The organism is Microcoleus sp. B7-D4 (assembly GCF_036705125.1).
In the GTDB taxonomy this organism is placed as follows: Bacteria; Cyanobacteriota; Cyanobacteriia; order Cyanobacteriales; family Microcoleaceae; genus Microcoleus.
In genome coordinates this window covers 1-21,895 of record NZ_JAUBTT010000104.1, presented here as the reverse complement: position 1 = coordinate 21,895, position 21,895 = coordinate 1, and the positions used below count along the sequence as shown (strand labels likewise).

The window sequence follows — 21,895 nt, the reverse complement described above, 5'->3', positions numbered from 1 at the left end:
AAAAAATAACTCTTGTGGGATGGGCCCCAGAACCCGTCCCATCAATTGAGGAAAAGGATTTTTGCAAGAGGTCTATTATTTTAAAATCCAGCCAACAGTCAACACTCAACAATCACGCAGGGTGCAGCCGGAATTGATCTCATTCATCTGCGTTAATCTGTGTTTATCTGCCCTCATCTGCTGTTAAAAAAAGAAAATTTCTTAACCGCAGATGACAATGGATTGACGCCCATTTACGCAGATGCAGATGCGATCGCATAACCCGGTTGCGGCATCGCGTGTGACAGTTGCCTAAGTCCTGATGCCAAAAGATGCCTATTTAAGTGACTTTCATAGATTAGTTTCGCTATGCTTGTAGTTCTTGTTGGAGAGTATTCTTGACACGATCGTACTCAACCTCGATTTGAGCAAATAGGGAGGAGGCTCGATCGAGTTGACCAGAGGTACTGATGACTTCTAACGTGGCACAAAGGTGGGCCAGAGGAGCCGCGCTTAGATTCGCACTACTGCCTTTGAGGGTATGGGCCGCTCGGTTTAGGGCTTGAGTATCCCCTTGGGCGATCGCTAATTTCATAGCTTCTAGCAACTTTACGGCTTCCTCCAAGTAGCAGTTAGCTAGCAAGCTCAAAATCTCGGTTGAATCTTGATCGATGCTGCTACAGAAGGCTTGCAGTTCAGTGAGGTTAACCGCTGGCCTATCAATTTTTGGCTTGTTACTATCTGATTCCTCCTTTTGGGCCTGTTGCGGTTCCGGGTTGGGTTGACACTGACTCAGCGCTTGGTTGAGAGCCTCTAGTCGAATTGGTTTACTGATATAGTCATTCATGCCAGCATCAAGACAAACTTGGCGATCGCCCTGCATGGCATTTGCCGTCATTGCAATAATCCAGGGACGAGTAGGAGCCGGCCACTCCTGGCAAATACGACGGCTGGCTTCTAGTCCATCCATCTCTGGCATTTGTACATCCATCAGCACTACATCATAAGGCTGGCGATTCAGGGCTTCCAAAACTTCCAATCCATTGGCAGCAATATCGGCCCGGTATCCCAAACGCTCTAACAGCAGCAGTGCCACCTTCTGATTTACCAGATGATCTTCTGCTAAAAGAATTCGCAGTGGGAGTCTCTGGGCAAGTTTCATATCATCCTCCACAGATATAGGAAGCTGTTGTTGAACTTTTTTCGGTTGAGCTTGTAGCACATGGATCAGTATTTGATAGAGCTGGGATTGTTTGATCGGTTTGCTTAAAAAAGCCGCAAAGTGGGTGGAGAGCGCTGAAGAACTCGCTTCTGGGTAGCCCATTGAAGTCAGCAACACTAGGGGTAAACGGTGGCACTTAGGATGCTGGTGGATGGCTGAGGCGAGTGTGAGGCCGTCCATTTGTGGCATTTGCATATCTAAAATAGCCAGATCAAACGCTTCTCCACTCTCAAGCCAGTTGAGCGCTTCCGCACCCGATGGGGCAGCCAGACTCTGCATCCCCCAACTCTCTGCTTGCAACGTCAGAATTTGTCGGTTAGTGGGCTGGTCATCCACGATTAATAAACGCTTGCCAGATAGTTCTGGTAGCATTTCCATCGGTTCCGCTAACTCAGTAGCAACAGAGGATGCGACAATCGTGAAGTAGAAGGTGGAACCCATTGTGACTCGATTAAGCTTAGCGGCTTGCCATTTTGGTGAAGGGGTTCCTCCGACGTGGCCTCCGCTCTCAACCCAGATCGTGCCGTTCATCGTTTCACTAAGTCGCTTACTAATCGCCAGACCTAAACCAGTCCCTCCATACTGCCGAGTCGTCGAAGCATCTACTTGACTAAAAGACTTGAACAGTCGATCGAGCCGATTGGCGGGAATACCAATGCCTGTGTCTTGAATGGCAAACTGGATTTCGTACAAGCTTTCTGACAAGTTCCCAGGCTCAGAAATTGTTTTGTCAGAATCAACTAGAGAGGCTTCCACGGAAATGGTAACTTCCCCAGTTTCAGTAAACTTAATCGCATTGTTGAGCAAGTTAACTAGAATCTGACGGAGACGGGTGACATCACCCAAAATGAACTTAGGAGTCTGAGGCTGGATGAGGTAGCCCAACTCAATATCCTTCTCATCTGCTTTAACTGCAAGTTGGTCGATCGCACCTTCTATGCAATCTCTCAAGCTCAAGGGATGCATTTCTAGCTCCAGCTTGCCCGACTCAATTTTGGAGAAGTCCAGGATGTCGTTGATGATACTCAGCAGGGTATCCCCACTATTGCGAATCGTCTCGATAAAGTCTCGCTGTTGAGCCTTGAGTTCTGTATCCAGCAGTAGTCCCGTCATACCAATAACCGCATTCATGGGAGTGCGAATTTCATGGCTCATCATCGCCAGAAACTCAGTTTTGGCTCGGCTCGCTGCTTCTGCTTCCCGTCTAGTTTGCTCCAGGGCAAAGTTTTTCAGAGTTAATTCTTCTCGTTGTCGAGTTTCTTGCTCTAGTAATTGGGCTTGAGCTAGGGCAATTCCTACTTGAGTCGCCACTGATTCTAGCAACTCCACTTGATCGGCAGTCCAACGACGGTAGCGATCGCACTGGTGCAAACAAATGGCACCATTCGGTTCTCCTTGGTAAGAGGTTCGCACTGCTAATGTCGATCTCAAATTGAGACTGGTACAAATTGAATGAGCACAGGTGAGCAATGAATCGCAGTAGACATCCGGGGAGGCGATCGCTTCATCTTGAGCCATCAACCGTTTTGTATAAGCAGGACTGGCCGCCAGAATGTCATGCTCCCCGCTGGGCCCATATCCCACTGCTAGATACTCTGCAACGACAGGAAACTGAGGCAGTGGATTGTCCTGGTATGTGCTAATTAAGCAGCGACTGACACCAAAAGTTTGCCCAATCTGAATAGCAGCCGTTTCAAATATCTGCTCAGCATTGAGGCTTTGACGAATTTCTTGGGTAATTTGCTTCAGCAGTAGGGCTTTTTGCAATTGTCGTTGTAGTGCTTCTTCTGCCTCCTTGCGATCGGTAATATCCTTCATGAAGCAGTGATGCCCCACAAAGACATTTTGCTCGTCATAAGCAGAAACCATCACCAGTTGTTTATAGAAGCTAGAGCCATCTTTTCGGATTCCCCTAGCTTCCGCTTCGACTCTACCGTCTCTCAACATTTGCTCATAAGCAGCCACCATCTTCTCAACATCTTCAGGATGAACGGTGTTTTGCCAGTCCCTCCCTAGCAGTTCTTCAGGCTGATATCCGCAGATGGCAGCATAAGTCACATTGACAGAGATATAGCGTCCTTGAGGGTCAAGCCTAGAAATGCCTGCCACGGCATTTTCTAGGGCCGCACTCATTTGTTGCAGTTCCGCTTCGGCTCGTTTGCGATCGCTAATTTCAATTAGAATGCAACCCACTGCTATACCCTGCTCTGCATCCTTGAAAATGGGAAAGTGAGAAACGAGCCAGTGGCGCTTGACACCCGTTTGACTGGATAGTGCTGTGCTAATTTCCAAGTTGATCGAAGGTTTTCCTGTCGTTAAAACTTGTTGTAACAGTGCATTTACACTAGGCGCAAATTCTCCCAAAATATCATCGGTTGTCTTATCTAAGTGAGCCTCCACAGAGTGGCCATTAAATTCAGCTAGTGCCTCATTGATTTGTAAAAATTTAAACTGCCGATCGTGGATACACAGCCCCACCCCTGCTAGGGAAGCTCCTTTAAAGAAAGCATTCAATAATTGCTCTCTTGCTTGAATTTCCTGCTCTAAGTTTTTGCGATCGGTAATATCGCTCTGAGAACCAGTCATACGGACAACTTTGCCCGCTTCATCCGAAAGCGCCTGCCCTCGAGCCAGAATCCACTTGTAGCTCCCATCCTTACAAAGAACTCGATGTTCTGTAATATAAAAAGAAGTTTTGCCCTCAAAGTGATCTTGAATTATTTGCAAGACGCAACCGAGATCATCGGGATGCACCCGCTTGCTCCATTCGTCCAGGTGATGGGAAATTTCATGGTCTTCGTAGCCCAACATTTCTTTCCAGCGAGCCGAGAAGAATACTTCATTAGTGTTGACGTTCCAATCCCATACCCCTTCATTACTACCACGTAGGGCGAGTTCCCACCGCTCTTCACTCGCTTGCAGAGCGACTTCTGCCTGATGCCGTTCGATTTCACTACCAATCCACTGAGCCATCAGCTTCAGTAATTCCACATGGGCAGATTTAAAGCTGTCTGCACGGGGAGATTTACTAGAAAAGCTGAGGGTACTGTAGACTTTGCCTGCAACTAAAACTCGTGTTCCAATATAAGCTTCCATGCCAAAGGCAAGATAGGCAGGATGGTGACGCCATTTTGAGGTGCCTGTATGTTGGATGGTTAGGGGTTCATTTGTGTCTAAAGCTTCACAGCACAAAGTTTGCTTAATATCAAAGACATCACCTGGTTTCAGGACTTCATCGGGCGATCGCACAACCATCACTTCATAACGGTTATCTTGCACACGAGCCAAGACGCCACTTTCCAGCCCAAAATTCTGACATCCCATGTCAATCAAAGCTTGAATGCGCTGCTCAAAATTGAGATTTTGGGTAGCAGTGACTTCATATAAAGCTCGTATCGCCGCCTCTCTCGTTCTTAGTTCAGTTTCGGCTTGTTTACGTCTCTTAATTTCAGCTTTCAGAGAGCGATTGATTATGGATAATTTTTGCGTTCGTTCTTGAACCCGCTGTTCTAATGTAGCGTTGGCGTGTTTAATCTCCCTAAATTTTTGATAAAGCGCGATCGCCATCAATTGAAAATTGCCAGCAAGCTCATTGATTTCACTAACAGAGCTATGTTTCCATTCAAATGTTTCTTCTGAAAGCTTGTTGGGTAAGTCAGTAGTCGCACGAGCTAAATAGGATAATGGCTGGATCAGTCGTTCGCTAACCAGCGTTGCAAACAAAAATGCCAACATTGTGACGAGGAGTAGAATACTCAAGTCAGCCTTGTAGCGATTTTGTAAATTTTCTACATAGGGATCGGCTGGAATTTCTAAGCGTAATTTCCAGTCCAGAGCGGGGCTAATGGTAAATTCCTGTATATACAGAGAATTTTTCCAACGGATCATCGGATTCTTGCCCTTGCTAGGAAGCCACTGCTGCAAGGTTCCCTCTAAGGTGCGAGTGCTGCCGTCCTTTGACCCCGGAACACTGGTCAAAAGCTTTTGGTCGGATTGATTACTGGCAATGACTCGGTTGTTTTGATCTAGCAATGTAATGCCTAGTTGCTGATTGTTTCTCTGGAAAATGTAGAGAGCTTTGATCTGGCTCAATCCTAATGAACCGTGGACCAGCCCAAGAAAATTACCTTGAAGTTGCAGGGGTACATTCAATCCTACATGAGGTTCGTCCAGTAATATATCTTTGTGGATAGGAGTCATCCAAGGTCTCAACCGCTCTTGAGCCAGGGGAATTAGAGATTGATGTTCCGTGCTTTGTTCCATCAACCGCCGGCGGGTTGGATTTAAAAGAGAAGAAGTAGCTAAAATGGTTCCCGATGAATCGGCAACATAAATTTTGTCGAAATCTGGCAACACCTGCTCGATCAGGCTAATGTTTTGTTGTAGATCCTCGGATGATTTAATCGCTGTATTAGCAGCAGTGCCGGCTTCAGGCATGAGCGATTTTTCAGCTAATGTATTCAAAGCTAAGAGATGTCGCTGATGCCATCTAGATATTGCGCTAGTGAGACTTTTTGCGTTTGTTCGTAACTCCGTTTGCACCGTCGTTTGGATTTGACCTACCAAGGATCTACCATCAAAAACTAATAGCATCAGTCCTGGAAGAAAGACAAAAGCTACCAACAGATGAAAAATAGTTTGTTGTAAAGAGAGGGCGAGATGCTTTGAAGCACCAATCCACCGATAAATCGGCGCATACGAAATGATTAAGCTGGCAACTAAGGCATTAAAAATGCCGTTGACTGCTTGCTTGCACATAACGAGGATGGTCTGATTCGCCTCCATGTGCATCATTTGACCGTAGAAAAGCCAGAGGAGGGGCATTCCAATTAAGAACCAGTAAATCCCATCGAATAAAAGGATATTTGGCTGTTTGCGCTTCTTGCAAAGAAACCCTACAAACAGAGCCTCAATTACCAAAATAATCGTGGCGTATGGATGATGCCACAGGATATAAGTATAGCTGCCTGCAATTAGACCAGCCAAGCCTCCCCAGCCCAAGCCGAAGTAGTAAGTAATAATCAGTATGGGAATACTGCCAAAGAGGAAATCAACCCCAAAGAAAAGAGACAAACTGAAATAGTTGCCCAGAATACCCGCACCAGTGAGAAGGGCGATCGCACCTAACCATCTTTTATTACGCATTGAGCTAGCCCCTCCCATAAACTTTTATAATCGCTAGTTGCTGAATATGACCTGATTCCGATAAAAAAAGCGCCATAGAGCCGATCTGTTATTTACCTGACAGTTTCCCTGAAGATCGCACCACCGATTATTTAAGCTTTCAAGCAGCAATCAAGGCTTACTCATACACGACTTGAGTTCTCGATCGACTTTTTTAATATGGTTCACGAACCAATCTAGCAATTGTTCATTAACCTTAATGGCTAAGGAAAGGCTCGACCCTTTGGTTTGTAGCTCTTGTTTAACTTCACTCAGTGTTTTAATAAATTTGGTATGCCCCGCTGCATTGTTAGATGCAACTGGGCATTTGTATCTTTGCATACAATTTTCTTCAAATCCGAAATGTTGGGCTACATACAAGTCTAAAAAATCTACAATACCTTTTATTTCTTCCTTCCCACGGTTTGCCAACATGGCATCCACTAAGGTATTGAGTTGATCGATCAATTGTTTATGCTGGCGGTCTATTTCGGGAATACCAATAGTTAACGAGTCATTCCAAATGACGAGAGGCATAGTTTTTACCCTTAGGATTTAACGGGTGAATTCATTAACTGTATGAATGTTGGTACAAAAAGTATTACGACCTTTGTCTTTGGCTTGATAAAGTGCTGCATCGGCAGCAGTAATTAAAGTTTCTGGTAAGCTTTCTTGGTTAGGAATCACACTGGTAATACCGAAGCTGAGCGTAATACAATGATGCGGAGAACTCTTATGAACTATTGCTAAATCTTGGATGCGAGCCTGCATTTGCTTAACGATTTGGACGGCTCCCTCAAGCTCGGTGTCCGATAAAATCACTACAAATTCTTCACCTCCATAACGTGCTACTAAATCTCCCGCTCGATTAATACTGCGATTGAGAGCTGTCGCAACTTGCTGTAAACATAGATCCCCTGCTTGGTGTCCATAAGTATCGTTGTAAGGCTTGAAGAAATCGATATCACACAAAATCAGTGACAAAGGAGTTTGCTGCCTCGTCATGCGTCGCCACTCCTCCTCTAGCTGTTGGTCAAACTGACGGCGATTGGCAATCTGAGTCAAACCGTCAATTGACGCGAGGTATTTTAATTGTCGATTGGCGGCCTCTAGCTGGTTGTAAAGTAGGGTTTGTTGCTGTTGCAAGTGGAATTGCTTAATCAACCGTCGCACTCTCTGTCGCAAAACAGCCCAGTGAATCGGCTTAGTGATATAGTCAGCCGCTCCCGCTGCAAACGCTCGATCGACAGATTCTTTGTCTTCTAAGCTAGTAATCATCAAAATAGGTGGGCGAGCGCTCTCAGGCACTTCAGATAATTTTTGACAACAAGCAAAACCATCCATAGTAGGCATCACTGCATCTAGCAGGATCAGGTCTGGATGTACTTCCTCATAAGCTACTAGCCCTGTCAACCCATCAGTAGCTTCGGCCACGCGGTATTTTTCTTTCTGTAAATACAGTCGGAGTTGCAAACGAATCAAGGCATCGTCATCCACAATGAGAATTAAAGGGGACGGTGCCGTAGATGGGTTAGTCGAAATGGCTGAGTCTTCTAATGATTGATACATACGTCAGGGTGTATCTTAAGCTCTGCAAACATTTTAGCGTAGCATATTTTGAGCTTGAGATAGAAAGGGAAAATTGGGCAAATATGTCATAAATTATACACCAGCTAAGCTTCCGCAACAACATCTTAGGCAGCGTCGGGTTTGTTAAACCACCAACCACAGTCTACTTAAAATTTATCGCTTTTTTTCGGAGATAGAAAGTCTGGTAACTGGCGCTAATTTTTGTAAATATGTAATTATTTTTGGGGGCGTTAAACAGTTTTTACAACGCCGAGCGAGCTTTGACGAACGATCGCCAGTTATCGCGCGATCGTCGCTGGGACAATATGCTATATTTCTCAACTTAATTCAGCCTTTTTCAGGTGCATCAAATTCCGGCCTCATCTTTGAGCGATCGTCCGATCTATTTTTGGGGAATACATCTGATTGTGACACTATCACCTATAGCTTCGCCCTTGGTTGAGCGTTTGTTCGCCCCAGGAAGCTCTGACTGCAAAAAGGCGTAAGCTTTGTTAAGAAACATCTACAGCGTTTTGCGCGAGCTGGGATAGGTTTTTTCTCTTTTTTCTCCCAATAATCCCCCCAGATAGTGTCTAAACTCATGTCTTTGGGCTTGAGTCGGGAACACATCGTCAAAGCGTTGGCACAATCTTTCAAAGCATGGGGGCATGGAAGCTATACTATAGCAATTATCGCATCATTTGTGAATTTCTTACGGACTCCCCGCGAGTTCGGGGAGGGTTGGAGTGGGGTAAAAAATTTATGACTCCTGCAAGCATTGCTATATACTATAACCACTGGAAAAGAGTAAATTAACTTGATGGAGATCACTTACTATGGCAGTAGCACTCCCTGATTTTTCTCAAAATTTTTCTCAAAGCGTTCAAAAAACGAAAGAAGTTTGGACGGAACAAGTCGGAAAAGCAGTAAATTCTGTTTCCGAAGCAACAGCAGAAGCTAAATATTCTCTCTCCGAAACTGCATCTCAGGCCAAAGAAGCTCTCACTCAAACTACGAATTCTGCCGTTAATACTGTTAATCAAGCTACGAACAATGCTTTAGGTACTGTAGCCGAGAAAACAGAAAAAGCGAGACTTTCTATATCGGAAGTCGCGAATCAAGCAGTTAGTCGAGTCAGTGAAAGTACCAACAAAGCTGTTGATGCTGTTTCTCACTCTGCGGCAACTGCTAAAGAAACGATTAATCAAACTACTAACTCTGCGGTCAATACTCTGAATCAAAGCACTAGCCAAGCTGTAGAGAGTGTAAATCAAGCTACAGAAAAGGCTAAGGCTTCATTAGAAGATAGCATTAACAAGGCGGGAAATATGAGCGGTGCCGCTTCAGATGCCATCAAAAGTGCTATCAATGGTACTGTCAAAGATTGGATTGATGCTCACCCTGGAGTCTTCTGGTTGGTGAGTCATCCGCTGATATCTTTAGCAGTGATACTGCTATTTGTATTCATTATATTGGGTTTTTTTCAGGCTTTAAGTAGATTTTTTGCAGGAGGATGGTTATTTATTCTGCAAAGCCCTGTAAAATTTATGCAAAGAGTTTTGAGTGTCGGCTCTAAATCTGTAAGTAATTTCGGTGGAGTGGCTGTAAACTCCTTGGTTTCAAAGAATCTAGAATACAACAATAATTCAGCTTTACAATTGAGGGGAGTTGAATCAAACAGTTTGGAGTCTCAGGAACGACTTGCTAATATTTTGACAAGGTTGGAGGCAATTCGAGAAGAGCAGAATCAGCTTTTACAAGAGGCGTCGGCTATTTTAGGCAACAAATTTAAGTCAGAGTGAGAAGGTGTGGCGCGATCGCAACTCGTGGTAAATTTAATAGATCCAGGCTTTCCATCAAAGCCTGATACATGAAGGCTTGTAGTCGATCGCTGAATACGCCATGCCCGATTCCGAATTTTCCGATGATTTAAAATGGACGCCAGAAGCCAAGGCGAAGCTGAAAAATATTCCCTACTTTGTCCGGGGACAAGCTCGCGTCCGCATAGAACACTTGGCCCGCGAAGCCGAAACCGAAGTCGTCACCGTTGACTTAGTTGAGCAAGCTCGAATCGAGTTTGGGCAATGAAGGATCGAAAGGTACGCTAAAGCTTTAGACTATAAATTGCGTTGTAAGGACAAGGACTTAAAGAAATAGTGCGGAAAATAGTTATAGCTGGCAACTGGAAAATGTACAAAACTAGGGCAGAATCCCTAGAGTTTCTTCAAGGGTTCATGTCCTGCCTGACGGAAACCCCAGAGGAACGGGAAGTCGTGCTTTGCGTTCCCTTCACTTCCTTGGCTGTCCTCTCGAAAAATTTGCACGGCAGCCGGATCAGACTCGGTGCTCAGAACGTTCACTGGCAAGAGTCTGGAGCTTTTACTGGGGAAATTTCCGGGCCAATGCTGAGTGAACTTGGTGTCCGTTATGTCATCATCGGCCACAGCGAGCGGCGCCAATATTTTGGGGAAACTGACGAAACGGTGAATTTGCGGCTGAAAGCTGCTCAGAAATACGATTTAATTCCGATTCTGTGCGTTGGGGAAACCAAGCAGCAGCGAGATGCAGGCGAAACTGAAGCTCACATTTTTTCTCAGTTGGCAAAAGATTTGGTTGATGTTGACCAAAATAAGTTAGTCATTGCTTACGAGCCTATTTGGGCGATCGGCACTGGCGATACTTGCGAAGCTAAGGAAGCTAACCGAGTTATTGGTTTGATTCGCAGTAAATTGACTAATCCTGACGTGCCAATTCAGTACGGTGGCTCTGTTAAACCGGAGAATATTGATGAAGTTATGGCGATGCCTGAGATTGACGGGGTTCTGGTAGGCGGTGCGAGTTTGGAAGCTGCGAGTTTTGCTCGAATTGTCAATTACAAATAAGTCCTAATGGGTAATTAGTAATTGGGGGGTTATGCCAGGAGTTATGACACCAAAACCAGATAATGTGTAAGAGTTATAGCAGACGAAAGCTGGAAAATTGTTTGCTTCCAACACTTGAACCAAGACAGCAGGAAAAGTGTCATACACTCCTCTAGCAAACTTTGTTAAATGATTCAAACTGGATTTTAAGTAAAATAAAACCCTAAAAGGACATAAACATGGATGCACTCGTAGCAATAATCGCACAAATTTTAGATTACGTTCACACCCAAGGACCAGAGGCGATCGCGCAGCTAACGGCACTACTCGTAGCTCTCAAGGCGGGAGTGGGAGTTGTGGGGTTGCTGTCTGGCCTGGTGGCTCAAGTACCCGCTACATTACCCGCTGTTACTGAAATTATCAGCCAGTTGATAGCTTTAATCAGTTCCGGGGCCGGAATTACTGAAATAGCAACGGTGCTCGGTCAATTGGCGACCTCGCTGGGATTATCTATTGAGACTGTTGTCCATGTCTTGCAAATGATTGGCGCTTTATTGGTAGCATTTTAAATTGAGTCGCCTAGCTTTTTAGGGAATTAACCACGCCTTCCGACTTACGCGATCGCACTTGGTGGATCAGCTACTCCAAAAAGAAGCTAGTCACCAAATAAAAATGACAATTAGAGGTCAATCTTTCGAGTGGAGGAAACGCACTTATTTAATGGGAGTTTTGAATGTCACCCCTGACAGAAACCCAACACTCATTCATCGCATTTTGGGTTGAGGGATAGCAAAACCTAACCTACAAATACTGTAGATATTGTAAATAGTAATTGCTAATAGGTAATTGCTAATTGATAAGTGGAACTCGACACCGGGATTTAAACAGCGATCGCCTACAATTGTGATGTGCCGTTCAGTGTTTCTCGGATCGGGAGAATTAACCTATGACTGGGATCGTTAAACCCAAACCCGCCTTAGACGAGTTCCTCAAACTTCCTGAAACTGAACCGGCATCAGAATTTCTTGAGGGACACATCATTCAGAAGCCCATGCCTCAAGGTGAAGACAGCGTACTTCAAGGTGAGCTCTGCAAGACTATCAATCAAGTAGCGAAAACTCGGAAAATTGCCAATGCTTTTCCCGAGTTGCGCTGCACTTTTGGCGGCGCATCAATCGTGCCAGATGTAGCAGTATTCCGATGGGAAAGAATTCCTTTTTTGCCGTCTGGTAGAATTGCTAACCGCTTTGACATTAATCCCGACTGGTCGATAGAAATTCTCTCTCCCAACCAAAGCCAAACAAAAGTGCTGAGTAACTTACTCCACTGTTCGCGAAACGGCACTGAGTTGGGGTGGTTACTAGATCCAGAAGAAGAGAGTATTTTGGCAGTATTTGCCGGACAAAAAGTATAGCAAGTCTATTTGAGTCGTGAATGTAGAACAACCTGAAACGTTTGTCATGATTGAATCCATTGTTTACAAATCAAATGGTTTTGCTATAGAACTGTATAAAGGTGCAGCTCTGTTGCCAATAATTGATAAAATTGAATTAGAATTGACAGTTGATACTGTTTTTAGCTGGTTAAGTTTTGGTTGAATTAAGAATGGCGCTTCTGCTTTATTCTTGCGTCTTTTAGAGAGGGATTTCGTTTGACAAGAAGCGATTTCAATCGCCGAGTGATGAGGTGATATGATAAATAACCAAAAAATTACACTTAGAAATAAAGCTTTCGAGTGGGGAAAACGCACTTATTTAATGGGCGTTTTGAACGTAACCCCTGATAGTTTTAGCGACGGCGGAGATTTCTATACCATAGAATCTGCTTTAGCGCAAGCGGAAAATATGGTAAAGTCGGGGGTAGATATTATTGATATTGGCGGTCAATCTACTCGGCCTGGTGCAGTGGAAATATCCTATTCAGAGGAGATCGATCGCGTTATACCTGTCGTACAAATACTGCGACAAAAAGCCGATTTTTTTGGCTCAGTTCCTATTTCGGTCGATACTACCAGAGCGCAGGTTGCAAAAGCTGCGATTGAGGCGGGAGCGGATATAATTAACGATATTTCGGGAGCAACTTTTGACTCGGAAATGCTGTCAACCGTTGCTCAGTTAAAAGTGCCAATAATTTTGATGCACATTCGGGGAAATCCCCAGACGATGCAACAACTAACAGATTATCGGGATTTAATCGGGGAAATTGGGGAATTTTTCGAGAGTCGAATTGCGGCGGCAGTTGCTGCTGGGATTGACAAATCTCAAATAATTCTCGACCCTGGTATTGGCTTTGCCAAGACTTACAGTCAAAACTTAGAAATTCTGCGAGAGTTGCGAAAATTCCGTGTTTTAAACTGTCCGATTTTAGTCGGAGTATCGCGAAAAAGCTTCATCGGTCACATTTTGAATCAGCCAGAAGCGAAACAAAGAGTTTGGGGGACAGCGGCGGCTTGTACAGGTGCGATCGCAAATTTGGCCGATATCTTACGAGTTCACGATGTCAGAGAAATGCACGATGTTTGTCTGGTTGCCGACGCTATCTTCAGAAATCAGTCTTGAGAAGTGGGAGTATCAATAACTTTCATTTCCCCGCCCTCAGAATGAACCACATCGGGCATAGAACCCATCAGCTCGCCCAGAGCTTCGCTCATGCTCCGGGGGTCCATAAACAGAATTTTGGCATTGTCGCTTTCGCCCAATTTTTGTTGAGCGTCTAAGTATTTTTCCGTTACTAAGTAATTCAAAACTTGCTTGCTATTCGGATGGGAGTCTAAAGCTTCAACTAAGAGCCTCATATACTCCTTAGTGCCGATCGCCTTATTGACCATTGCTTGCCACTCGCTCTTGGTAGCGCGCTCCAATTCCATAGCTTCTTGCACCCTTTTCGGAGGTGTAATGCTTTGAATTTCTACCCGAATTACTTTGACACCCCAAGTTTCGGTAGCTTCGTCCAACTTCTTGAGTAACTTTTTATTCATGTCATCTCGGGAACCCAAGATGTCTTGCATGGGCAATCGACCAATTTCAGCGCGAAACGTCGTTAAAACTAAGTTGGCGATCGCATTTTCAATTTGATCGATTCCATAATAAGCTTTCTGTAAATTCACAACCCGCCAATACACAACGGCATCGACTTCGAGAGCCACATTATCTCCCGTGATTGCTGACTGAGGTTTAATGTCTAAAACTCTTTCACGGCTTGTGTCCACGCAGACGACTTTTTCGACCAGGGGACTGATAAAGTGGAATCCTGGCTTGAGGGTGCGCTTGTATTGACCCAAACGTTCCACTAAAGCTTCGTCGCCACCGCTGACTATTTTGACGCTTGAGTTAACAGCGTAGCCGAGGATGAGCGCAAAGAGCATGGTAAGAATAGACTGCCCCATTTCTATTTTCCTGCTAAGGTTGACTGAGAATCGATCGGAATTCTACTCTAATTTAACTCAAACTCGACCCCACAGTGCTAAAATATCTCGACTGTTGCGACAAGGTAAATTATTTTTTGTAAATTCCCGGAACAACCCGACCAAACAGGATACCATAGGAGATGCCAGCAAAAAACAACCATCATGACTCGCTTGAGTCACCCCCCGAGAAGCCTGTAAACTCCTCTCGGTTTCCCAAAAGACCCTTAGAAACTGGGACGAAGCAGGGAAAATCAAGACAATTAGAACTCCTACCAACCAGCGACGTTACGACATTGACTCAGTGTTCAGTGACGGACTCCATCCAAGAATCACCGCCCTCTACTGCCGAGTTAGCAGGGCCACACAAAAAGAAGACCTCAACCGACAAATCAGCTACCTCCAAGGAATCTACCCGCAAGGCCAAGTCTTCAAAGATATCGGAGGGGGACTCAATTTCAAAAGAAAAAGTCTTCTTGCCCTTTTGGGACAAGTCATGTCAGGAACTATCAGCCCAATTGTGGTCTGCCACCTTGACCGACTCGCAAGGTTTGGTTGTGACCTCATCAGAGGGGTGTGCGAACAAAACGATTGCAAACTCGTGGTTCTCGGTCGCACAGAACTATCTCCAGAAAGAGAAATCATTGAAGATATCCTTGCCATCATCCACGTATTCAGTTGCCGATTGTACGGACTCCGCAAGTACAAATCTACTATCAAAGAAGATCCGAGTTTACCCGGAAACGAAATTAGCAGCAACCTGGAGAACTTGGATAGCTGCTAGTCGGTGGTGTTACAACCAAGCAATTGCTATCCTCAAAACCCAGAAAATTGGTAAATACGCTCTGCGAAAGCAGATTATGGATAGCGCGCCAGATTGGGTAAAACTACAACCTTACAATCCCAGACAGCTAGCAGTATTTCAAGCATTTGAAGCCCACAAAGCTGCTAAAAAGTCGGGAGGTTCAGCTAAATTCAGAACCTGTCGAGATACGTCTCAAACCATTAGATTTCAAACTGACAACTGGAAATCAAGTACGTTTTACCCTCAAGGGACCAAAGGCTTAAGCTTTAAGTCAGCAGAACCAATTTTGGATGTCATGCAGCACGAGCCAAGCCTAAGCTTAATTAACGGTCAGTGGTTTGTAAGTTATGCAGTCAAGGAAAGCAAGCCTGCTGCGACAGACTCAAGACTGGCTGTGGCACTCGACCCCGGTGTAAGAACTTTTATGACGGGTTTCGACGGGCAGGAGGTACTAGAGGTGGGCAAGTATGATATTGGCAGAATCTACCGTCTTGCTAGGCATCTAGATAAAATAATGAGTCGAATCGGCAACAGCAAGGGGAGAAGTTTTAAACGACTTCGCTATTGCTTGAGAAAAGCTGCATCTAAAATCAGAAACCAAATTAAAAATTTGGTTTCTGAATTGCACAAAAAAACGGCGAAATATCTGTGTGACAAATACAAGGTAATCTTTCTGCCGACTTTCGAGACTCAGCAGATGGTGAAGAAAGTCAAGCGTCGCCTGACTGCGAAAACAGCTAGAGCGATGGTGACTTTGAGTCACTATAAATTCAAAAAAACGTTGAAGCATCAAGCAGCCAAACATGGTTGTGTTGTAGTAGACGTAACAGAAGAGTATACATCTAAGACCTGTTCAAAGTGCGGTCACATTCATACAAAACTAGGAGGCAAAAAGCATTTTGCTTGCCCCTCCTGCGGTCACAAACTAGACCGGGATACCAATGGCGCTTTTAACATTTTGTTGAAAGCTTTGAGAGATACCTCTTTGACTGGAATTCTTGCTGATTTCCAAGTCTTACCATACTCAGCAATCTCGGACTTCCGGGAATTGCCGGGTTAAATGTATCTGTTAATAACTAACTATTTCATCGGGTGGGCCCCATCGGCTCCGACTCTTGCGGCGCTAGTGAAACCCAGGATATCAACAACACGTTTCCACAAAAAACATGAAAAACGATCGAGAGTTTCCCTGGTTCAAACCTTTGATGTGGATTGCCCCAAGCATTTTGGTGGGTGCAGGAATCTGCAGTGTCGCAGTGGCCGAACCGGCCGGGGCTGAGACAATCGCCCTGCAACTATCGCAAAACTTGCACTCGCAGAACTTGCAACCACAGCGCCGAGGCCCTGCTGTTCGGGAAGTTATGTCCTACGAGATGAAGGGAGACGAACTCAGGATTTGCAAGCAGGAAGGCAACTCCGAGAAAAAGTGCCAAGTTGTAGGTAAAGGCTACACGATGGGTTTGAGAACTGCCAACGACCTTTACGGTCAAGGAAATGCTGTCAATGCCGAAGCTTTGTACCGGCAACTAATCGCTCGCTATCCCAAAGAAGCGGATGCTTATTACAAGTTGGCAACTATGCTGTCGGGGCAAGGTAAAATGAGCGATGCGATCGCTCTATTCCAAAAAGCAATTGAAGTCAACCCGCAGCACGCCAAAGCTCACAACGATTTAGGCGTGGCGATGGCAAGTCAGGGGCAGTTGCCAGAGGCAATTGTTCAGTGGAGACAAGCCATTAAAATTAACGATCGATATCCCGATGCTTTAAACAATTTAGGAGTCGGTTTGTACCAACAAGGAGACAAGGAAAACCAAGCGGAGGCAGTAGCCAGCCTCACAAAAGCTAAAGAGTTATTTATCAAGCAAGGCAGAACTCAAGCCGCTAACAGAATAGATAAAATTTTGGAGGAAATTAATTCGCGATCGAGCGGTTCCTAAACTCCAGCGCCGATCGCCGATTGAAAGAAAAAACATCATTGGCGATCGGCGTTAATCAGCATTCAGCGGCGGTTAAACAGCCCCAAAAACCGCAAGCTAAAGCATTTCCTTCAAAACTTGTATAATCAAATCCCCATCCACCCGATCGCTCACAGCAGCCTCACCCAAGCGCACCGGCAGCACAAACCGCACCTTGCCATCCTGCACCTTCTTATCGAGTTGCAAAGTATGCAAAATTTCCTCAACATCCACACCAGCCGGCAATTTGGCAGGTAAACCCGCTTTTTCAATTAAAGCAGATTGACGGCGATCGCACTCAGCATCCCACATTCCCAACTCCACAGCCAACCGGCTTGACGCAGCCATGCCGATAGCCACTCCTTCCCCGTGATTGATCACCTTGTAATTGGTCAAACTTTCCACAGCATGACCGATGGTGTGTCCGTAATTCAAAATCGCCCGCAAACCCGATTCCTTCTCGTCTTTGCTTACCACCTCAGCCTTAGCTTGGCAAGACCTGCTCAAAATTTCTGCCAACAAATCCGCCTTCACATAGCGCATTTGATCCAAACGCTTGCAATTCTCCAACTTCCCGAAAAGTTCAGCATCCCAAATCACCCCGTACTTGATGACTTCCGCCATCGCCGAACGAAACTCTCTCGCCGGCAGAGTTTTGAGTACATCCGGGTCAATTAACACCAAGCGTGGCTGGTGAAAAGCCCCGATTAAATTCTTCCCTAAAGGATGATTTACCCCCGTTTTGCCACCAATAGAAGCATCAACCATCGCCAGCAGCGAAGTCGGAACCTGCACGACATTAATTCCGCGCAGCCAAGTTGCCGCCGCAAAACCCGTCATATCGCCAACCACCCCGCCGCCCAAAGCCACCATTGTCGAGGAACGTTCTAAGCGGTTTTCCAAAGCCGCACCGTAAATTTTCTGCACCGAATTTAAAGTTTTGTACTGTTCTCCCGGTGGTAAAATGCAGCTACTGACTTCCAGACCGGCCGATTCGATGGCCGCTGTTGCTCTTTCGCCGTACTGCCGAAAAATCGACTGATTCGACACCAGCAGCACTTTTTTGCCCAAGCTGAGATCGCCCATCAGACTGCCGAGTTCGTCTAAACCGCCCGATCGCACGCAAACATTGTAAGATTGTGGCCCCAAGTCAACTTTAATTATCGATTGCATATTTATCTAATTTAGATATTAGATTTTAGATTATAGTTCTTATAGGTCTTTTTATCAGGAAATTGGGTTAAAAACCCCGTCCTTCGCTTGACGGCTTTAATTGTAAAGTTTTAATAAGTCACGGAACATCCTATGCTGAACATAGTAGCATAAGGTGGGAGGTAAAACCATGCTAGTTTTCGAGTTTAAAGCATACGGAAAATCAAATCAGTTTACTGCCGTAGACGAAGCAATTCGTACCGCAAAATTCGTCCGCAATAGCTGTATAAGGTATTGGATGGACAACAAAAAGGTGGATAAATATGATTTGAATAAATACTGCGCTGTACTGGCGCGTGATTTTTCCTTTGCTGACGAACTCAACTCAATGGCTAGACAAGCTAGTGCAGAACGAGCATGGTCTTCTATCTCCCGATTCTACGATAACTGCAAGAAGGGTGTTGCTGGCAAAAAAGGCTATCCACAGTTCCAGAAAGATTGCCGCTCTGTTGAGTATAAATCAACGGGATGGAAACTTGCCGACGACCGAAAATCCATCAATTTTACCGACAAGAAAGGGATTGGGCGGTTAAAACTCAAGGGGACACGCGATTTGCATTTCTACCAAATTAGCCAAATAAAACGGGTGAGATTGGTAAAACGTGCGGATGGCGTATACGTTCAGTTTTGTATTGATATTGATCGAAAGGAAAACATAGCCCCCTCTGGGAACACCATAGGCTTAGACGTAGGATTGAAGGAATATTACACCGACTCAAAAGGAATTACGGTTGAGAACCCGAGATTTTTGCGAAAAGGTGAAAAAGTCCTTAAACGTTGTCAACGTCGGGTGTCCAGGAAAGTAAAAGGTTCAAACAACAGGGACAAAGCTAGGCGGATTCTAGGCAAACGCCATCTCAAAATAAGTAGGCAGCGTAAAGACCATGCAATGAAGCTTGCACGGTGCGTAATCTCATCAAACGATGTAATCGCTTACGAAGATTTGAGAATAAAAAATCTGGTGAAGAATCATTGTTTAGCTAAGTCTATTAACGACGCATCTTGGTATCAGTTCCGTGTCTGGCTTGAATACTTTGGAAAAGTATTTGAAAAGATTACGGTTGCGGTGAATCCGCAATATACCAGCCAAGAATGCTCTAGCTGCGGTGTAATTGTCAAGAAAACGCTATCTACTAGAACGCACGTGTGTAAATGTGGGTGTGTAATGGATAGAGACGAAAACGCGGCTAGAAATATCCTCAAGGAGAGGATTGGGTACGGTAGGGCATACCGGAACTTTTGCGCTTGACGCAAGCAACGCTTTAGGAGAATCAATCTCTACTTTGGCTGGAGAAATCCTGCCTCAGCAAATTGGCTCGTAGATTAAAGAATCCCGGTGCGTTTACGCGCCAGGAGTGTCAATGATTGTTTTGGAGAAATTGCAGTCAGCGCCCCGCACTGAAGTAACGGGCTTGATGCCTACAACTTCAGTTAGTTGACCAGCCAAGCGTCTTAACTGACTAAGTTTTTTGAGTCACGACAGCGGGAGAATGCGTAGCTAGTTCCCCGCTCTGTCGTCAGTGGTTAAACAGTTTTACTCTTAGGTAAGACAGCGCTGCTGACCTAACAAGCTCACTAAACATTGGCGCGTGCTAACATTACCCCGAAAGGAGGCTCTAAGAAAGAGCAAACCATTATGCGTACAGGGTGAAAGGTTTGAAGCAGTAATTGTCCTGTTGAAAGTTTATTACAAAAGAACCCGGAACTAAGTAATTCCAAGGCGGTAAAGGTGTAAATTATTTAAGGCGGTTGAAACCGCTCGTATCGTTTCCCTCTCAGGTCTAAAGACGCTGAGGAACCCACTTACCGAGGATTTTTATGACTCTTAGCGGAATAATAACTTATTTCGGGCTTTTTGGCGGCATGATCGGCTTGGCGACAGTCCTGATGTTTGGTCTGCGGGCTGTCAAACTCATCTAATTTGCTAATTTAGATGCCTCAACCAGAGGATTTAATCTCTGGCAAAAGTATCGTTTGGGCGAAGTATTTGCGCGAAAAATCTCTAGTTTTATCTGTAGATAGATCGCGCAAGTGCTTCCTCCTATAAAACTTTATGCTAGTATTAACTAATTCAATAAATCCAGTACGCAATTGTAACACTTTAACTAGATTGTATGGTGCGTGTCAGAGTGATTTCCTGAATGCCAAGACGTATAAAATAAGTATCATCATAACAGTTATAGTTGCAAACAAGTTCTTCTCCCTCGTAGATGTCAACTGCTGCAACGTCTCGTCGCAATGTCGAAAGAATATTAGGAGACTCCGAACAATGATTGATGAAACGTTGATCGTCAAAGCAAAGAACATATCTACAGAGGATATTGTCAAAATAGGCATATTTTAGGAACTGTTCTTTTGCTGAAGGAGACATACGTTCAACATCAGCCTCTTCATAAGACGTATCGAAGTATGGAGAGTATTCCCAGGTAACAGTACCTTTGGGAATAAACTGCGCTGCGAAAAGACCAATAGCATGAATAAAACTGATGCCAAGTTTTGTCTTAACCAGTAGCATACCGTTTTATTCTCCTGTTATGAAAATAAGCAACAAAATGCTGCTTAAAACTATCAACACCACAACTCTATCACCTACATCCAAATGAAGAAACTGGCCGTTCACTATAGCGCTTCTAATTGAAATCGGAAATATTATAGAGTATAATAGAGTAAAAAAAAACGAAAAAAAAATTATCCGCTTAAGGATGATAATTTTAGCGTGGAGTCTGGCTAGGGGCTGACTTCTGGGTTATAACACAGGAGCGATCGCACTTGCTATAAAACACGATCGCTCCTGATTAATTACAAGATTCGTTCTAATTGAGTCGATCGCACTTCTGCCAATTTCTCAGCCCCTGTCGTATCAAAAACGATCGCGTGTTTAGCCGTCGGCAACAACCGCCGTAAAATCTGTATGTATCCATCCGCATCGCCCCGGCGGTGGAACCGAGCAACCACCAATCGCTGCATATTTGGCAATTGTCGCACGATACACCAGGGATGAGTGTTTAATTTGGGCTTGGATGTTGGTATCATAGGGTAATCCTTCCCCGCAAACGCGGGGTGTGATAGAAAAGGCGATCGCCCTTAAGTTTTCGAGGCTAGGAGGGCGATCGTTTTTAGTGTACATAGATATCATATGTTGCATACGCATCAATGTCAAGTTAAAACATGGGATACGTTAGACTGCGGATTCGAGAACTAGCTGAGCAAAAGGGTTGGACACTAAAGCAAGTTGCGGATCGATCCGGAGTTAATTACAACACTGTCAGAAGCTACGTTCAGCGCGATGCTTTGAATACAGCCGATCTTTCTGCTGTTTACAAAATTGCCCGCGCCTTCGACGTGACAATGGAAGATTTGGTCGAGATTTTGGAAGATTGAGGGCGCACCAATGGGGCGAGTTCGACTAAAGATTCGAGAGTTGGCAGAAGAAAAGGGCTGGACGCTGCAAGACGTGGCAGATCGCCAAGAGGGTCAATTACAACACGGTTAAAGGGTACGCTAGACGCGATGATGGGATGAGTATGGTCGATCTGAGTGCCGTTCAGAAGATCGCCCTTGCTTTTGATGTCATGAGTCAACTACCCAGCATCAAGCGGAGTACCGCCGGAGATGTGGGCTTGTATCTGAGCTCCACCGCAATTGGGACAATCTTTGCAGAATCTCAGCTTTAGTTTCACGGCCCGACACATTAGGGGATGCTGACAAGCTCCCCGTACTCGTCCA

16 protein-coding genes and 4 pseudogenes are annotated in these 21,895 nt (G+C 44.9%); 12 read left to right on the top strand and 8 right to left on the bottom strand.

What is annotated here, in order from left to right; genetic code table 11:
* Nucleotides 1-346 precede the first annotated feature (346 nt).
* The 4 genes and pseudogenes from QUB12_RS30885 to QUB12_RS30870 form a co-directional block, all read right to left on the bottom strand.
* Nucleotides 347-6,346, bottom strand: a complete 6,000-nt coding sequence (locus QUB12_RS30885; RefSeq protein WP_333309962.1) for a response regulator — start codon at nucleotides 6,344-6,346, stop codon at nucleotides 347-349.
* A 150-nt stretch (nucleotides 6,347-6,496) separates the two neighbouring features.
* Nucleotides 6,497-6,901, bottom strand: coding sequence for a hemerythrin family protein (locus QUB12_RS30880; protein WP_333139192.1), 405 nt, complete (start codon nucleotides 6,899-6,901; stop codon nucleotides 6,497-6,499).
* An 18-nt stretch (nucleotides 6,902-6,919) separates the two neighbouring features.
* Nucleotides 6,920-7,933 carry a PleD family two-component system response regulator gene (locus tag QUB12_RS30875; protein ID WP_333309959.1) on the bottom strand — a complete coding sequence of 338 codons (1,014 nt, stop codon included), beginning with the start codon at nucleotides 7,931-7,933 and terminating at the stop codon, nucleotides 6,920-6,922.
* Nucleotides 7,934-8,450: 517 nt separating this feature from the next.
* Nucleotides 8,451-8,603: pseudogene (locus QUB12_RS30870) on the bottom strand (IS701 family transposase); the annotation flags it as partial.
* A 166-nt stretch (nucleotides 8,604-8,769) separates the two neighbouring features.
* Here QUB12_RS30870 and QUB12_RS30865 point away from each other — a divergent pair.
* From QUB12_RS30865 to folP, 6 genes and pseudogenes are all read left to right on the top strand, one after another.
* Nucleotides 8,770-9,735, top strand: coding sequence for a hypothetical protein (locus QUB12_RS30865; protein ID WP_333309956.1), 966 nt, complete (start codon nucleotides 8,770-8,772; stop codon nucleotides 9,733-9,735).
* Between the two features lie 100 nt (nucleotides 9,736-9,835).
* A complete protein-coding gene (locus QUB12_RS30860; RefSeq protein WP_333139202.1) occupies nucleotides 9,836-10,021 on the top strand; it encodes a PCP reductase family protein in 186 nt (61 codons plus the stop codon).
* Between the two features lie 68 nt (nucleotides 10,022-10,089).
* Nucleotides 10,090-10,815: a triose-phosphate isomerase gene (gene tpiA / locus QUB12_RS30855; protein ID WP_445300679.1), complete on the top strand. Its 726-nt coding sequence runs from the start codon at nucleotides 10,090-10,092 to the stop codon at nucleotides 10,813-10,815.
* Nucleotides 10,816-11,033: 218 nt separating this feature from the next.
* The gene (locus tag QUB12_RS30850; protein WP_333309949.1) at nucleotides 11,034-11,363 is read left to right on the top strand and encodes a hypothetical protein; all 330 of its coding nucleotides are present in this window, start codon (nucleotides 11,034-11,036) and stop codon (nucleotides 11,361-11,363) included.
* A 377-nt stretch (nucleotides 11,364-11,740) separates the two neighbouring features.
* Nucleotides 11,741-12,392, top strand: a pseudogene (locus QUB12_RS30845) (Uma2 family endonuclease).
* Nucleotides 12,393-12,485: 93 nt separating this feature from the next.
* A complete protein-coding gene (folP, locus tag QUB12_RS30840) occupies nucleotides 12,486-13,352 on the top strand; it encodes a dihydropteroate synthase (RefSeq protein WP_333309947.1) in 867 nt (288 codons plus the stop codon).
* On the opposite strand, the gene QUB12_RS30835 is transcribed toward folP, so the two are convergent.
* Nucleotides 13,343-14,179 carry a stomatin-like protein gene (locus QUB12_RS30835; protein ID WP_333139210.1) on the bottom strand — a complete coding sequence of 279 codons (837 nt, stop codon included), beginning with the start codon at nucleotides 14,177-14,179 and terminating at the stop codon, nucleotides 13,343-13,345. The genes folP and QUB12_RS30835 overlap by 10 nt on opposite strands.
* A gap of 196 nt (nucleotides 14,180-14,375) precedes the next feature.
* On the opposite strand from QUB12_RS30835, the pseudogene QUB12_RS30830 reads away from it, so the two are divergent.
* The 3 genes and pseudogenes from QUB12_RS30830 to QUB12_RS30820 form a co-directional block, all read left to right on the top strand.
* Nucleotides 14,376-14,981 (top strand): annotated as a pseudogene (locus QUB12_RS30830) (IS607 family transposase); the annotation flags it as partial.
* Entirely contained in the window at nucleotides 14,923-16,062 is a 1,140-nt protein-coding gene (locus tag QUB12_RS30825; protein WP_333139377.1) for a transposase, read from the top strand. The pseudogene QUB12_RS30830 and the gene QUB12_RS30825, both read left to right, overlap by 59 nt.
* A 106-nt stretch (nucleotides 16,063-16,168) precedes the next feature.
* Nucleotides 16,169-16,939, top strand: coding sequence for a tetratricopeptide repeat protein (locus QUB12_RS30820; RefSeq protein WP_333139212.1), 771 nt, complete (start codon nucleotides 16,169-16,171; stop codon nucleotides 16,937-16,939).
* A gap of 96 nt (nucleotides 16,940-17,035) precedes the next feature.
* On the opposite strand, the gene aroB is transcribed toward QUB12_RS30820, so the two are convergent.
* Entirely contained in the window at nucleotides 17,036-18,130 is a 1,095-nt protein-coding gene (gene aroB / locus QUB12_RS30815; RefSeq protein WP_333139214.1) for a 3-dehydroquinate synthase, read from the bottom strand.
* 169 nt (nucleotides 18,131-18,299) lie between these two features.
* Between aroB and QUB12_RS30810 the strand changes: the two are divergent.
* Both QUB12_RS30810 and petL read left to right on the top strand, forming a co-directional pair.
* Nucleotides 18,300-19,491 (top strand): annotated as a pseudogene (locus QUB12_RS30810) (RNA-guided endonuclease InsQ/TnpB family protein).
* Between the two features lie 496 nt (nucleotides 19,492-19,987).
* Nucleotides 19,988-20,089 carry a cytochrome b6-f complex subunit PetL gene (gene petL / locus QUB12_RS30805; protein ID WP_333139216.1) on the top strand — a complete coding sequence of 34 codons (102 nt, stop codon included), beginning with the start codon at nucleotides 19,988-19,990 and terminating at the stop codon, nucleotides 20,087-20,089.
* 181 nt (nucleotides 20,090-20,270) lie between these two features.
* Here petL and QUB12_RS30800 read toward each other — a convergent pair whose 3' ends face one another.
* Both QUB12_RS30800 and QUB12_RS30795 read right to left on the bottom strand, forming a co-directional pair.
* Nucleotides 20,271-20,684: an SET domain-containing protein-lysine N-methyltransferase gene (locus QUB12_RS30800; protein ID WP_333139218.1), complete on the bottom strand. Its 414-nt coding sequence runs from the start codon at nucleotides 20,682-20,684 to the stop codon at nucleotides 20,271-20,273.
* Nucleotides 20,685-20,968: 284 nt separating this feature from the next.
* Complete coding sequence (locus tag QUB12_RS30795) at nucleotides 20,969-21,202, bottom strand: hypothetical protein (RefSeq protein ID WP_333139220.1); 234 nt, start codon at nucleotides 21,200-21,202, stop codon at nucleotides 20,969-20,971.
* A gap of 135 nt (nucleotides 21,203-21,337) precedes the next feature.
* Between QUB12_RS30795 and QUB12_RS30790 the strand changes: the two genes are divergently transcribed.
* Entirely contained in the window at nucleotides 21,338-21,550 is a 213-nt protein-coding gene (locus QUB12_RS30790; protein WP_333139222.1) for a helix-turn-helix transcriptional regulator, read from the top strand.
* Nucleotides 21,551-21,895: the final 345 nt, after the last annotated feature.

Coding starts and splice junctions, on each gene's coding strand:
- QUB12_RS30795 (WP_333139220.1), bottom strand. CDS start 21,202: ATGATACCAACATCCAAGCCCAAATTAAACACTCATCCCTGGTGTATC.
- QUB12_RS30800 (WP_333139218.1), bottom strand. CDS start 20,684: ATGCTACTGGTTAAGACAAAACTTGGCATCAGTTTTATTCATGCTATT.
- QUB12_RS30865 (WP_333309956.1), top strand. CDS start 8,770: ATGGCAGTAGCACTCCCTGATTTTTCTCAAAATTTTTCTCAAAGCGTT.
- QUB12_RS30875 (WP_333309959.1), bottom strand. CDS start 7,933: ATGTATCAATCATTAGAAGACTCAGCCATTTCGACTAACCCATCTACG.
- QUB12_RS30880 (WP_333139192.1), bottom strand. CDS start 6,901: ATGCCTCTCGTCATTTGGAATGACTCGTTAACTATTGGTATTCCCGAA.
- aroB (WP_333139214.1), bottom strand. CDS start 18,130: ATGCAATCGATAATTAAAGTTGACTTGGGGCCACAATCTTACAATGTT.
- QUB12_RS30835 (WP_333139210.1), bottom strand. CDS start 14,179: ATGGGGCAGTCTATTCTTACCATGCTCTTTGCGCTCATCCTCGGCTAC.
- QUB12_RS30820 (WP_333139212.1), top strand. CDS start 16,169: ATGAAAAACGATCGAGAGTTTCCCTGGTTCAAACCTTTGATGTGGATT.
- folP (WP_333309947.1), top strand. CDS start 12,486: ATGATAAATAACCAAAAAATTACACTTAGAAATAAAGCTTTCGAGTGG.
- QUB12_RS30790 (WP_333139222.1), top strand. CDS start 21,338: ATGGGATACGTTAGACTGCGGATTCGAGAACTAGCTGAGCAAAAGGGT.
- QUB12_RS30885 (WP_333309962.1), bottom strand. CDS start 6,346: ATGCGTAATAAAAGATGGTTAGGTGCGATCGCCCTTCTCACTGGTGCG.
- QUB12_RS30850 (WP_333309949.1), top strand. CDS start 11,034: ATGGATGCACTCGTAGCAATAATCGCACAAATTTTAGATTACGTTCAC.
- petL (WP_333139216.1), top strand. CDS start 19,988: ATGACTCTTAGCGGAATAATAACTTATTTCGGGCTTTTTGGCGGCATG.
- QUB12_RS30860 (WP_333139202.1), top strand. CDS start 9,836: ATGCCCGATTCCGAATTTTCCGATGATTTAAAATGGACGCCAGAAGCC.